General features: G+C 59.1%; 14 protein-coding genes. 7 read left to right on the top strand and 7 right to left on the bottom strand.

Annotated features, from left to right (window positions below):
• Positions 1 to 90 precede the first annotated feature (90 nt).
• Both AC5SEO_RS07795 and AC5SEO_RS07790 read left to right on the top strand, forming a co-directional pair.
• Complete coding sequence (locus AC5SEO_RS07795) at positions 91 to 444, top strand: DUF952 domain-containing protein (RefSeq protein ID WP_019564335.1); 354 nt, start codon at positions 91 to 93, stop codon at positions 442 to 444.
• Complete coding sequence (locus tag AC5SEO_RS07790) at positions 444 to 1,535, top strand: quinone-dependent dihydroorotate dehydrogenase (RefSeq protein ID WP_019564334.1); 1,092 nt, start codon at positions 444 to 446, stop codon at positions 1,533 to 1,535. Before AC5SEO_RS07795 ends, AC5SEO_RS07790 begins: the two co-directional genes overlap by 1 nt.
• Before the next feature lie 125 nt (positions 1,536 to 1,660).
• Here AC5SEO_RS07790 and AC5SEO_RS07785 read toward each other — a convergent pair whose 3' ends face one another.
• Together AC5SEO_RS07785 and AC5SEO_RS07780 are read right to left on the bottom strand one after the other, a co-directional pair.
• On the bottom strand, positions 1,661 to 2,158 hold the full coding sequence (locus AC5SEO_RS07785; RefSeq protein WP_013635432.1) for a CAP domain-containing protein: 498 nt from the start codon (positions 2,156 to 2,158) through the stop codon (positions 1,661 to 1,663).
• Between the two features lies 1 nt (position 2,159).
• Complete coding sequence (locus tag AC5SEO_RS07780) at positions 2,160 to 2,426, bottom strand: DUF6460 domain-containing protein (protein WP_003514949.1); 267 nt, start codon at positions 2,424 to 2,426, stop codon at positions 2,160 to 2,162.
• A gap of 168 nt (positions 2,427 to 2,594) precedes the next feature.
• Between AC5SEO_RS07780 and AC5SEO_RS07775 the strand changes: the two genes are divergently transcribed.
• The 3 genes from AC5SEO_RS07775 to AC5SEO_RS07765 all read left to right on the top strand — a co-directional run bounded on the left by AC5SEO_RS07775 (position 2,595) and on the right by AC5SEO_RS07765 (position 4,997).
• Positions 2,595 to 3,536: a class I SAM-dependent methyltransferase gene (locus AC5SEO_RS07775; RefSeq protein ID WP_174067983.1), complete on the top strand. Its 942-nt coding sequence runs from the start codon at positions 2,595 to 2,597 to the stop codon at positions 3,534 to 3,536.
• Between the two features lie 134 nt (positions 3,537 to 3,670).
• A complete protein-coding gene (locus AC5SEO_RS07770; RefSeq protein ID WP_003514951.1) occupies positions 3,671 to 4,282 on the top strand; it encodes a YitT family protein in 612 nt (203 codons plus the stop codon).
• A 73-nt stretch (positions 4,283 to 4,355) separates the two neighbouring features.
• Entirely contained in the window at positions 4,356 to 4,997 is a 642-nt protein-coding gene (locus tag AC5SEO_RS07765; RefSeq protein WP_003514952.1) for a YitT family protein, read from the top strand.
• 26 nt (positions 4,998 to 5,023) lie between these two features.
• On the opposite strand, the gene AC5SEO_RS07760 is transcribed toward AC5SEO_RS07765, so the two are convergent.
• Both AC5SEO_RS07760 and AC5SEO_RS07755 read right to left on the bottom strand, forming a co-directional pair.
• Positions 5,024 to 5,485, bottom strand: coding sequence for a carboxymuconolactone decarboxylase family protein (locus tag AC5SEO_RS07760; protein WP_112752214.1), 462 nt, complete (start codon positions 5,483 to 5,485; stop codon positions 5,024 to 5,026).
• A 101-nt stretch (positions 5,486 to 5,586) separates the two neighbouring features.
• Complete coding sequence (locus AC5SEO_RS07755; RefSeq protein ID WP_013635435.1) at positions 5,587 to 6,090, bottom strand: RrF2 family transcriptional regulator; 504 nt, start codon at positions 6,088 to 6,090, stop codon at positions 5,587 to 5,589.
• Positions 6,091 to 6,140: 50 nt separating this feature from the next.
• On the opposite strand from AC5SEO_RS07755, the gene AC5SEO_RS07750 reads away from it, so the two are divergent.
• The gene (locus AC5SEO_RS07750; RefSeq protein WP_236771115.1) at positions 6,141 to 8,732 is read left to right on the top strand and encodes a ligase-associated DNA damage response DEXH box helicase; all 2,592 of its coding nucleotides are present in this window, start codon (positions 6,141 to 6,143) and stop codon (positions 8,730 to 8,732) included.
• Between the two features lie 34 nt (positions 8,733 to 8,766).
• A complete protein-coding gene (pdeM, locus tag AC5SEO_RS07745) occupies positions 8,767 to 9,495 on the top strand; it encodes a ligase-associated DNA damage response endonuclease PdeM (protein ID WP_174067985.1) in 729 nt (242 codons plus the stop codon).
• Between the two features lie 18 nt (positions 9,496 to 9,513).
• Here the strand turns inward: pdeM and AC5SEO_RS07740 are convergent, their stop codons facing one another.
• The 3 genes from AC5SEO_RS07740 to AC5SEO_RS07730 form a co-directional block, all read right to left on the bottom strand.
• Positions 9,514 to 9,951 carry a universal stress protein gene (locus AC5SEO_RS07740; RefSeq protein WP_003514961.1) on the bottom strand — a complete coding sequence of 146 codons (438 nt, stop codon included), beginning with the start codon at positions 9,949 to 9,951 and terminating at the stop codon, positions 9,514 to 9,516.
• A gap of 160 nt (positions 9,952 to 10,111) precedes the next feature.
• Positions 10,112 to 10,936: a TIGR02186 family protein gene (locus tag AC5SEO_RS07735; protein WP_013635439.1), complete on the bottom strand. Its 825-nt coding sequence runs from the start codon at positions 10,934 to 10,936 to the stop codon at positions 10,112 to 10,114.
• Positions 10,933 to 11,859 carry a TSUP family transporter gene (locus AC5SEO_RS07730; protein ID WP_174067986.1) on the bottom strand — a complete coding sequence of 309 codons (927 nt, stop codon included), beginning with the start codon at positions 11,857 to 11,859 and terminating at the stop codon, positions 10,933 to 10,935. The genes AC5SEO_RS07735 and AC5SEO_RS07730 overlap by 4 nt, the downstream gene beginning before the upstream one ends.
• Between the last annotated feature and the right edge of the window lie 195 nt (positions 11,860 to 12,054).

The following is a 12,054-nucleotide window of genomic DNA, read 5'->3' as shown; positions in this document are numbered from 1 at the left end:
ATAAAAATGCCGTGGAAACTGTGGACAATCGACCCGCTTTGCGGCAAACCGCCCAGACTGAAAAGCCTTGGAAAGCCTTCGGAGAGCCCCATGCACGAAACGCCCGCGATCATTTACAAAATCGTGCCGGAGACGTTGTGGAATGCAGCCAGGGAACAAGGCATCTTCGAAGGCGCCGCCATCGATCTGACTGATGGGTTCATTCATTTTTCAACGGCAAAGCAGGCGGCCGAGACTGCCGCCCGGCATTTTTCCGGCCAGACCGACCTGCTTCTGATCGCTGTTGATGGTGCAGCACTTGGCGACAAGCTGGTTTATGAACCCTCGAGAGGCGGCGATCTTTTCCCCCATCTCTATGCGTCTCTTCCCTTGACCGCCGTGCTTTGGGAAACGCCGCTTTCACTTGGCCATGATGGCCAGCACCAGTTTCCGGAGATTTTGTGATGAGCGGATTATTTTCCTCAATCGGCCGCAAGGGCCTGTTTCTTGTCGATCCGGAAAAGGCACATGGTCTGTCCGTGGCGGCGCTGAAAAGCGGCTTTCTGCCCACCTGCATGGTGCCGCACGATCCGCGGCTGCAGCAGACCGTTGCAGGCCTCGTTTTCCCCAATCCGCTCGGCATGGCGGCGGGTTACGACAAGAATGCGGAAGTCCCGGGACCACTTCTTAGGCTCGGTTTCGGCTTTACTGAAATCGGCACCGTCACGCCGCGTGGGCAATCCGGCAATCCCAAACCGCGCATCTTCCGTCTGGTTGAGGATGAAGGCGTCATCAACCGCCTCGGTTTCAACAATGAAGGCCATGCCGCGGCGCTGGAGCGCTTGAGGCAGGCGCAGTTACGCGGCATCGTCGGCGTCAATATCGGTGCCAACAAGGACAGCGAAGACCGCATCGCCGATTATGTGCAGGGCATCGAGGCCTTTTATTCGGTCGCATCCTATTTCACCGTCAACATCTCTTCGCCCAATACGCCGGGTCTGCGTGACTTGCAGGCGCGCGAAAGCCTCGCGGCACTTCTTGGCGCCGTGCTGGAGCGCCGCAGGGCAGAAGCCGAACGCTTTGGCAAACGCATTCCGATCTTCCTGAAGATCGCGCCCGATCTGACCGAGGAAGGGCTGGATGACGTGGCGGAAGAGGCGCTGGCCCATGATCTCGATGGCCTGATCGTCTCCAACACCACGCTCTCGCGTGAAGGCCTGCGGCCCGGTCCGCATAAGGGTGAGGCGGGTGGACTGTCCGGCAAGCCGCTATTCGAGCTTTCGACCACTGTTCTCGCCAAGATGCGCCGGCGCGTCGGCAGCAATCTGCCCATCATCGGCGTGGGTGGCGTTTCTTCGCCGGAAACGGCATTGGAAAAGGTAAGGGCAGGGGCCGATCTGGTTCAGCTCTATTCCTGCATGGTCTATGAAGGCCCCGGCCTGCCGTCGTCCATCGTCAAAGGCCTGTCGAAGCTGGTCTCTCGCGAAGGTGTGCACTCCATTCGTGACCTACGCGACAGCACGGTCGACCGCTGGGCCGACCGCAAGCTTGGATGACGATGACCTGAACGGTCGAGACGCTGCGTCGGTTAAGATAAGTGCTTATCGTGGTGGTGTGCTCTCCTGCCTCATCCCTGTGACAGGGAGAGGAATGAGGGTGGAGGGGGCGTCCCCCCGTTATCTCACGCGCAGAGCACCATCGCCCAATAGGGCCGGTTGCGGCTTGCGGCATCATAGGCAACCGCGACGCCAAGGCCATTATATGGTCCGAGCATGTTTTCGAGATGATGTTTCGAGCCGATCCAGGCCTTGACGACACGCTCAACGCTGTCCTGCCCGGCCGCCACGTTTTCCGCTGCTGGTAGCGGTACATTGCCGTCCTTCATGCGGATGAGGAAACTGTCGGTCAGGCCGATCAGATGCGCCATCTTCTGCGCCTTGACCATGCGTCCGGCCTGATAAGCGGCCGCACCACTTGCCGCACTACTGAAGGAGAGTGGCGAAAGTCCTTTCGAGCGGCGCAACTCGTTGACCATTGGAAGCGCTGCCGCGGTCTCATCGCGGGTGCCTGACGGCATGCCCTTGTTTGTAGGCACGGAAACACAGGCGGAAAGAACGGAACCGGCGGAAATCAGCACGAAGCCGCGCCGCGTAAGCGTCTGGAAAGATGTGTCGGTCATGTCAGCGGCGATAGCTCAGGAGGCGCAGGATGATGAAAATGGGTATGACGATCGTCGCGCCAAGGATCAGATAGTCGCCGATTGCGCCAAGCGCGTGGAAACCGCTGCGCCACAGATCAACCACGAAGTCGCGTGCGCCATAGATGATATTCCATGGCGTCAATCCGAAGATCGCCATCAGAAAGCCGACGAGCAATGAAACCACCAGCAGCTTCACCACGGTGCGGGCCACCGTATCACCCAGCATTTTGTTGACCTCACCGGCCATCAGCAAGTCTCCTGTTTTGTCCTGACATATGAAGCACGCTGCTTCGATGCAAGTTTCGGTGCACTATATCGCGTCATATTCGCAATTCCATGAGTGCGCCATGAAATAGGACTTGAGTTTTTTTATGGCTTGATAAATGACAGCCGACATCTTCTCAGGAAATCTTGAATGGCCCCAAACCAGTTTTCTTCCGGTGACGTCATTGCCGACCGCCGGGCGGACTATGCCCGCATGTTGGCGGAGAGCGGTGATTATCCCGCCGCCGCCGAACTCATGGAGCAGGCGCTTGAACTTGCGCCACGGTGGACGGCGGGCTGGTTTCGCTTCGGGGAATATCATGAAAAGGCGGGGGAAACGGACAAAGCCGTGGCGGCTTACGAAAAAGTCGCCGAACTGGATACGGAAGGGCTGTTTGCAGCCGAACTGAAACTCGCGGTTCTCGGCGCCGCGGACACACCGGAGCAGCCGCCGAGCCGTTATGTAGAAGGGCTGTTCGACGATTATGCCGACCGTTTCGAAACGTCGCTCGTCGAGAAACTGGATTACAGCGTACCGCAAAAGCTGGCGGAACTGATCGGCAAGGCGGCGGGAGGCGGCGTCTTCGACACCATTGTCGATATTGGCTGCGGCACCGGCCTTCTCGGCGTTGAAATCCGCTCCCTGGCGAAGCGGCTGGAAGGTTTCGACATTTCCCAGAACATGCTCGCCAAGGCGGAGGAAAAGGGACTTTACGACCATCTCGGCCAGGCCGATCTATCGCTGGAAGCTGACGCCTCGGGACTGTTCGCGCCGGCAATGCCGCACCACCGCGCGGACCTCGTCGCCGCCGCCGACGTGATGATGTATCTCGGCAGTCTCGAAACCGTCATGCCCCTCGTTTCGGCCCTACTTGTGCCCTCCGGTTTCTTCGCCTTTTCGGTGGAGGACGCAGGGGATGAAGATGGTTTTGTGCTGCGGGAATCGCTGCGTTACGCACATTCGAAAAGCTATGTGACCGGCCTTCTTGAGCGGGCGGGCTATTCTCTTATCGAAATCCGCAAAACCACCATTCGCAAGGATGCCGGAAAACCCCTTTCCGGCATTCTTTTTCTTGCCCGCGCCAAAGCCTGAACATTTCGTTTCTTGCCTTTTTCACGATAGGTCAGTCGTCCTTACGTATCCATCTTGATCGCGTGTTTGTTGCAGTGCAAAATGCGCGGAAACCTGAGGGAAAAAGCGTGAGCAGAACGAGAAGCGTTTACAGCATGTGGAGTTCGGATCCGGCCAAACATGCGCCGGTGGAAGACGTGCAGGGCATCGTTACCGGAGCTATCGTATCGGCGCTCGGTTTTTATCTGCTGAACAAGGTCGGCCTTTTGACCGGTGGCACCGCCGGCGTCGCCTTCCTCATTCACTATGCCTTCGGCATCAGCTTCGGCCTCCTGTTCTTCCTCGTCAATCTGCCCTTCTATTACCTCTCGTTCCGCCGCCTCGGTCTTGCCTTTTCCATCAAGACCTTCATTGCCATCGGTCTTGTTTCGGTGCTGACGGAAGTGGAAGCGCGCTGGATGGTCATTGACAGCATCAACCCGCTCTGGGCGGCGCTGCTCGGTGGCCTGCTCCTCGGTTACGGGTTGCTGGCGCTTTATCGCCATCGCGCCAGCCTCGGCGGCATCGGCATTCTGGCCATCTATATTCAGGACCGCTTCGGCATCCGCGCCGGCCTGATCCAGCTTGCCTTCGATGCATTCGTGATGCTCTGCGCCTTCCTCGTCATCGATCCGGCCACCGTCGTCTATTCGATTGTCGGCGCTTTCGTCCTCAACATGTTTCTCGCCATCAACCACCGCTCGGACAGATACATCGTTGTGCGCTGAATAAAGTACGCTTGAAATCTCTCGCGCTTGGGCGCAATAGCTCGATCAAGGCGGGAAAATCAGGGGAACAGGCATGGGCGATACGACTACGCGAAAGCGCGTGAATATCTGGGCTTCAGCGCCCGATCGCCATTCGCTGCTGGAAGATGCCCAGGGCGTTCTGGCGGGCAGCATGCTGGTCTCGCTCGGCGTGACGCTGCTTTCCGCTGCGGGCCTCCTCACCGGGGGTGTGGTGGGTATTGCCTTTCTGGTGCACTATTCGATCGGCTTCAGCTTCGGCGCGGTGTTCTTCCTCGTCAATCTGCCGTTTTATTATCTCGCCTTCCGCCGTCTCGGCCTTGCTTTCACGGTCAAGACCTTTTGCGCCATTGCCATGACGGCGCTGCTTTCGGAATATATGCCGGGCTTCTTCGCGTTCGAAAGCATCAATCCCGTCGCGGCCGCCCTTTTCGGCGGGTTGACGGTCGCGGCAGGCATGCTGGCACTGTTCCGCCATCGCACCAGCCTCGGCGGCTTCGGCATATTGGCGCTTTATCTCCAGGACCGTTTTGGCTGGCGCGCCGGTCTCGTCCAGCTCGCCTTCGATGGCATGGTGCTGGCCTGCTCATTCTTCGTGGCGACACCCTTCGTCATCCTCTGCTCCATCCTCGGCGCGCTGGTCATGAACCTCGCGCTCGCCATCAATCATAGAAACGACCGCTACATCGCCATGTAACGGTCGTCCGGTGCAGGTAAAGCGGATCAGGCTGCTTTTGCTGCCGTTTCGACCGGGTGCTGCGAACGGAAGCCGACGGCGATGCGGTTCCAGGTGTTGATGGCACCGATGGCAACGGTGATCTTCACGATGTCCTCATCGGAGAAATGCGCCTTCAGGGTCTCGAAGGCGTCATCCGGAGCGCCGGTTTCGGCAATCTTCGTTACCGCATCCACCCAGCCGAGCAACGCCCGTTCCTGTTCGGTATATACCGGGGATTCCCGCCAAACGCTCATCAGGTTGATCCACTGTTCGGAAAGACCGTCGTGACGGCTTTCCTTCACATGCATGTCCACACAGAACGCGCAGCCATTGATGATTGATGCGCGCAGCTTGATGAGATGAACGAAGCGGCGCTCGAGGCCGCTGCTCTGGACGTAGGTTTCGAGCGCCATCACGGCTTTGAAGGCTTCAGGGGATGCCTTGGCGTAGTTCAAACGGGTTTTCATGAGTCTCTCTCCATTCGTGTTTCAGTTTGAGGGGCATGTGTCATCGTTCCGGGAAGCTGCGAAGCTCTCCGGTATTTCAGATGGTTGGGTCTTTTTAGGTTCTAGCGCGTCGCCGTCCTGCGCTCGTTCAGCTCCAGAAAGGCGCAGCCGCGTGCCGCAATGCCGCCGTCGTCAGTGGCGGCAAGGTCGCCCAGAATGTCGGCAATGCTGGTTTTAGCGAGTTCCGCCCGATAGGCTTTCTCCGCCTTCAGCATCGCGGCGTTGATGCCGCAGGGCTTGGTGAAATAACGTCCCGGCAACGGGTTCGGCCCACGCTGGCGAATTTCCGCGCAGCGAAAGGCAGGCTGTGGTCCCTCCACGGCCAGAACAATATCAAGCAGGGTAATCTTGTCGGTTGTCCGGGCCAGACGATAACCGCCCTTCGGCCCCGGTACAGTGGAAACTATTCCGGCACCGGAAAGCAATTGCAGGTGCTTCAAGAGATAACTCGTGGAAACGCCATGGAATTCTGCCAGCGCCGCCGCCGAAAGCACGCCGCCTTCGGAAAGTCCCGCTAACATGCCTACGCTGTGAATGGCCTGTTCAACGCCGTCGCCGAGTTTCATCCGATTTGCTCACGTTTGGTTTGTTTTAGTATCGTGGATATTATTTATCCATGATTATGCATTCCTGTCAAGCAGCTCTGTTCCGCTCTTCTTTTTTCAAGGTTTCTCACTACCTTGAAGGCGTGAAACACGCTGAGTCTCCCATTTCCGGCACGCATGTCGGCACCTTGCCCCTTTCATTCCAGAAATGGTTTGCCGAAAAAGGGTGGTCCCCGCGCGCGCATCAATTGGAGCTGATGGCTCGGGCGCGTGGCGGCGAAAACATGCTGCTGATTGCACCGACGGGTGCCGGCAAAACGCTGGGCGGCTTCATGGCGTCGCTCACCGATCTTGCTGAACGCGGCAAGGTGCCGCCGGGCTCCGCCTTTGTCGGCGTGCACACGCTTTACATCTCGCCGCTCAAGGCACTTGCGGTGGATATCGAACGCAATCTCACCAAGCCTGTCACGGAAATGGGCCTGCCGATCTCAATCGAAACCCGCACCGGCGATACGCCGCAGGCAAAACGCCAGCGACAGAAGGTCAAACCGCCCGATATTCTCCTGACGACGCCGGAACAGGTGTCGCTGCTGCTTGCCAACAAGGAAGCCGAGCGCTTTTTCCGCGACCTGAAATATGTGGTGCTGGATGAGCTGCACTCGCTCGTCACATCCAAGCGTGGCCATCTGCTGTCGCTCGCGCTCGCGCGGGTGCGCAGGCACGCGCCGCATGTCCGCTTCATTGGCCTTTCCGCCACGGTGGCGGAGCCGATGGATTTACGCCGTTACCTGGCACCCCAGGGGCAGGGAGAACCGCCCGCAGGTCTTATAACAGTGGAAGGCGGAGCCAAGCCAAACATCGCCATTCTGCAGACGGAGGAGCGTATTCCGTGGTCCGGCCATTCCGCGCGCTACGCCATGAAGGATTTGTATCCTGCTCTGAAGGCGCACCAGACGACGCTCATCTTCGTTAACACCCGTTCGCAGGCGGAACGGATTTTTCAGGAACTCTGGAATGTAAACGACGATAATCTTCCGATCGCCTTGCATCACGGTTCGCTGGATGCCGGACAGCGCCGCCGGGTGGAGGCCGCGATGGCTGAAAACAAATTGCGCGCCGTCGTCGCCACCTCCACGCTCGATCTCGGCATAGACTGGGGCGATGTCGATCTCGTCGTGCATGTCGGCGCGCCAAAGGGGGCGAGCCGCCTTGCCCAGCGCATCGGCCGCGCCAATCACCGCATGGATGAGCCGTCAAAGGCGATTCTAGTTCCCGCCAACCGTTTCGAGGTGATGGAGTGCCGGGCCGCACTCGATGCGAACTATATCGGCGCGCAGGATACGCCCCCCATCGCGCAAGGCGCACTGGATGTTCTTGCCCAGCATGTGCTCGGTATGGCCTGCGCCGAACCTTTCGATGCGGATGATCTCTATCGTGAAGTGACCAGCGCTTCACCCTATGCCGATCTACCGCGTTCTACCTTCGACCGCGTTGTGGATTTTACCGCTACCGGTGGATACGCACTGCGCACCTATGAACGTTACGCCCGCATCCGCCAGATGAAGGACGGCCGCTGGCGTGTCTCCAATCCGGCGGTCGCGCAGCAATATCGCCTAAACCTCGGCACCATCGTCGAGGCTGCGGAACTCAATGTCCGCATGGTCAAGCGCAATGCCAAGGGCTCGGTCGGACGCGGCGGCATGTCGCTCGGCAAGGTCGAGGAATATTTCCTCGAGCAGCTGGTGCAGGGCGATACCTTCCTGTTTGCCGGCAAGGTTCTGCGCTTCGAAGGCATCCGGGAGAATGAATGCCTGGTGTCGCAGGCCTTTTCGATGGACCCGAAGATACCCTCCTATGCCGGCGGCAAGTTTCCGCTTTCCACCTACCTTGCGGACCAGGTGCGCTCCATGCTGTCCGATCCCGCCCGCTGGCAGTCGCTACCGGATCAGGTGCGCGACTGGCTGGCAATCCAGAAGGAAAAATCGATCATTCCCAAGCGCGAAGAGCTGCTGGTCGAGACATTTCCCTTCCGCAAACGCTTCTTCATGGTCATGTATCCTTTTGAAGGGCGGCTGGCTCACCAGACCCTCGGCATGCTTCTGACACGGCGGCTGGAACGGGCGGGCGCAAAGCCCATGGGCTTCGTTGCCACCGATTATTCGCTCGCCATCTGGGCCATGGAGGATATTGGCAGGCGGCTGAAATCCCGCCGCCTGTCGTTGGCGGAACTTCTCGACGAGGACATGCTGGGCGACGATCTGGAGGCGTGGCTGGACGAATCCTTCATGCTGAAGCGGACCTTCCGCAACTGTGCCGTCATTTCCGGCCTCATTGAACGCCGCCATCCCGGCAAGGAAAAGACGGGCCGTCAGGTCACGGTCTCCGCCGATCTTATTTATGACGTTCTTCGCAGCCATGAGCCGGATCATATTCTGCTGGAGGCAACCAGACGTGATGCGGCGGCGGGACTTTTGGACATTGGCCGTCTTGGCGATATGCTGAAGCGAATCAAGGGTCACACCACCCATCGTGCACTGGAGCACGTCTCGCCGCTTGCCGTTCCCGTCATGCTGGAAATCGGCCGCGAGACGGTGGCGGGCGAGGCGATGGATCAGGTGCTGGCCGAGGCCGCAGACGAGCTTATCGCCGAAGCCATGTCCTGAGGCATCAAACTGGAATGAAGGAACGACCACAAAAGTGCTAAGCCGACTGACATTGAGCGACAGGTTTTCCAATGGCTTCGAATGCCTCGGCAGCGAAACTGCCATCAACGGCGTCGCCGCCTGGTGTGACCCGTTGGGTGGTCTTTACCTGCCCGATCTGTCGCTGCTGGTTGTCTCGGACCTGCATCTGGAAAAAGGTGCGGCCTTTGCCCGGCGCGGGCGCATGCTGCCGCCTTACGACACGATCGCTACCCTCAAAATCCTGTCTTCCCTTGTCAGCCGTTACGATCCGAAGATCGTCGTCAGCCTCGGCGATAATTTCCACGATCGGGTCGGGTCCGAGCATCTGCCGCTTATGCTGCGCGAACTGATCCGCGGGATGGCCCGTGGCCGTGACTGGATATGGATCAACGGCAATCACGATCCGGATGGCACGGTCGATCTGCCGGGGTCTTCGGTAGATGAGATGTTTTATGGCAATCTCGTTTTCCGCCACGAGCCTGAGGTAGGAGATGCCGCTGGTGAAATCGCAGGCCATCTGCATCCCTCCGCCACTGTTCGCCGTCGCGAAAAAACGGTGCGGCGTCCCTGTTTCGCCACCGATGGTTCCCGTCTGTTGATGCCGGCCTTCGGGGTGATGAGCGGCGGACTGGATTTGCGGCACAAGGCCATGCGCGGTCTCTTCGACCACGCTGCACTCGTCGCGCATCTGATGGGGCGGGACCGCATCTATTCGGTACGGTTTTCAAATCTGCTCGGCTGAGCGCATCGCTCCGCCCGTCTATTGGCGGTATACCAGCACCGGTATCTTCGAGTTTTTCAGCACCTTGGCCGTAACGCTGCCGACAAGCATCTCGACGAAGCTTCTGCGCCGGTGTGAAGCCATGGCGATGAGGTCGCAGCCGGTCCTGTTGGCGATTTCGACAATCGCCTCATCCGGCCGTCCCGCCCGCGCCAGCAGGGCTTCGCAATCCAGCCCCATCGATGCGGCGTGCGCCTGCGTATCTCTCAGAAAATGCTCCGCCTCCTCGCAACGGTGGAATTCCTCTTCGGCAATGGCGGCAATGTCCTCGACATCGCTGGCAATCACGTGAAAGGGTTCGGACACCGTCACGACGGTCACCTTTGCGCCTGCCTCTCTGGCGAGAGCGAACCCTTGGTCGATTGCGATCTGCGCCAGCGGCGAGCCATCGGTGGGAATGAGAATGTGCTTGAACATGACATTTCTCCTTTTCATCCCGGTCACAACCGCACTTGCCGCCATAAGCTGCGTACGTGGTTGTAACGTGTTGAATTTTACCGCAAACCATTGAAGGAAGCGAACGCAATCTTTTACGCCGAAGGCGAAAGACGCGCTCTTTTACGGGAATGAAAAACACTCAGTCCTTGCGGAAAATAATACTGGCACTCCAGCCCGTGACGACGGCGAGAAGAACGCACAGCGCGCCATAGGCAAGCGGTGTCTGATGCGCGGCATCGGTGATTGCCTGTTCCATGCCGGTCTTGACGACGCGCAGTTTCAGCTCGCGCTGGGCGATGAAATTGCCGCTCTTGAAGAGATAGGCACGGGCCGTATGCACGCCGTTCGGGACGTTGGCGGGCAGGCGCAAGGTTGCCCAGAACAGACCGGTGCGTTCAAGCCGCACGCCGGTCGTGTCGTTGCGATAGATGCCGCTTGAAAGCCGCAGGCGCCGATAGGCCTCCTGAAAATCGAAGACATTGTCGGGCACGCCGGAAAACACCGCACTTTTGAGCGACAGATGTTCGACACCCAGCCCCATTGCCCGCAAGGTGCCAGGCGAAGCGACGGCGCTGATATCGCGCGTGCTGGCCATGGAATAGGATTCCGGCAGCGGCGTGAAGGTGATGGCGCTGGTATTGATCCAGATACCGGCCACGCGCTCCTTCTTGCGCACCGTCATGTAGTCGCTGGGGCCTTCGAGGGTAACAACGATATCATATTGGCCGATAGCGAGCAGCAACTGGTCGGTATTGTTGAGAGCGCCGAAAAGCGTGAAATCCGCCCCGCGAAAATCGGAGGTGATCGGAATCTCCGTCGTCGATGCGCCGATTTCGATATTTTCCTGCAAGGACCGCTGCTGTGTGCCGGGAGGCAGGGCAAGCGGCGGTGTCTGCGCCGAAGCGGTAAAGGCAAGGCAGGAACCGATAAGCAGAAAGGCGCAAAGCAGCAGGCGGTGGGTCAATAACCTAACCCTCCGACGGCGACCGAAAACAGGTCTTCGGGGCGAACAACCAGTGCCACGGCAAGGCGAAGGGCGACTGCAAGCACCAGAAGCGCCAAAAGCGCGCGCAGCTGTTCGCCGCGCAGTTTCTGCCCGACGCGCACGCCATATTGCGCGCCGATAACGCCCGCGACCATCAGGATGAAGGCCAGCACCACATCGACGGAATAGTTTGTCGCAGCCTGAACGATGGTCGTATAGGCGGTCACGAAAATGATCTGGAACAGTGAGGTCCCGACAACGACGTTGGTCGGAATACGCAGAAGATAGATCATGGCCGGCACCATGATGAAGCCGCCGCCGACACCCATGATCGAGGTCAGGATGCCGATACCGAAACCCAGCGTGACGACGGGAATGACGCTGAGATAGATCTTCGACTTCTTGAACCGCATTTTCAGCGGCAGGCGGTGAACCCAGTTGTGATGGCCGGGGCGGCGCAGCGTCACCGTCTCATTACGGGCAGCACGGCGCAGGGCGGAAATGCTCTCCTTCAGCATCAAGGTGCCGACAGTGCCGAGAAGGATGACATAAAGCAGCGAAACGATGAGATCGAGCTGGCCGATGCTGCGCAGGAAGGAGAATATCCACACGCCCACCGTCGCGCCTACAAGACCGCCGACCAGCAGGACGCTCCCAAGCTTCACATCCAGCGTTCCTCGCCGGAAGTGCGTGATCGAGCCGGAGACGGAAGAGGCCACCACCTGGTTTGCGCCCGTCGCCACGGCCACCACGGGCGGAATATTGTAAAAAATCAACAAGGGGGTGATGAGAAAACCGCCGCCCACGCCGAACATGCCGGAAAGAAAACCGACGGCCGCGCCCATGCCGAGAATGATGAAAATGTTCACCGACAGTTCTGCAATCGGCAGATAGACAGTCACGGCTCGGACCTCGGGCAAATGGTTCCGGGCGGCAGGGCTTGTCCGGGTGTGGGGCCGCGCCGCGATTTACATTTTCTGTCTGAAAAGACCGGGCATGCCCAGCCTTCATCCGTCATGCCCGCGAGGGTCCGACGTGTCAACATTCAACGGTAAATACGTTGATAATTTGGAAAGATAGCGATCAGGCGTGGGAGC

The organism is Agrobacterium sp. K11 (assembly GCF_059429395.1).
This window is presented reverse-complemented; position numbering and strand designations above follow the sequence as displayed.

What these genes read in the sequence shown, in the direction of transcription:
- AC5SEO_RS07795 (WP_019564335.1), top strand. Translation starts at nt 91, where the DNA reads ATGCACGAAACGCCCGCGATCATTTACAAAATCGTGCCGGAGACGTTG.
- AC5SEO_RS07790 (WP_019564334.1), top strand. Translation starts at nt 444, where the DNA reads ATGAGCGGATTATTTTCCTCAATCGGCCGCAAGGGCCTGTTTCTTGTC.
- AC5SEO_RS07785 (WP_013635432.1), bottom strand. Translation starts at nt 2,158, where the DNA reads ATGACCGACACATCTTTCCAGACGCTTACGCGGCGCGGCTTCGTGCTG.
- AC5SEO_RS07780 (WP_003514949.1), bottom strand. Translation starts at nt 2,426, where the DNA reads ATGGCCGGTGAGGTCAACAAAATGCTGGGTGATACGGTGGCCCGCACC.
- AC5SEO_RS07775 (WP_174067983.1), top strand. Translation starts at nt 2,595, where the DNA reads ATGGCCCCAAACCAGTTTTCTTCCGGTGACGTCATTGCCGACCGCCGG.
- AC5SEO_RS07770 (WP_003514951.1), top strand. Translation starts at nt 3,671, where the DNA reads ATGTGGAGTTCGGATCCGGCCAAACATGCGCCGGTGGAAGACGTGCAG.
- AC5SEO_RS07765 (WP_003514952.1), top strand. Translation starts at nt 4,356, where the DNA reads ATGGGCGATACGACTACGCGAAAGCGCGTGAATATCTGGGCTTCAGCG.
- AC5SEO_RS07760 (WP_112752214.1), bottom strand. Translation starts at nt 5,485, where the DNA reads ATGAAAACCCGTTTGAACTACGCCAAGGCATCCCCTGAAGCCTTCAAA.
- AC5SEO_RS07755 (WP_013635435.1), bottom strand. Translation starts at nt 6,090, where the DNA reads ATGAAACTCGGCGACGGCGTTGAACAGGCCATTCACAGCGTAGGCATG.
- AC5SEO_RS07750 (WP_236771115.1), top strand. Translation starts at nt 6,141, where the DNA reads ATGATTATGCATTCCTGTCAAGCAGCTCTGTTCCGCTCTTCTTTTTTC.
- AC5SEO_RS07740 (WP_003514961.1), bottom strand. Translation starts at nt 9,951, where the DNA reads ATGTTCAAGCACATTCTCATTCCCACCGATGGCTCGCCGCTGGCGCAG.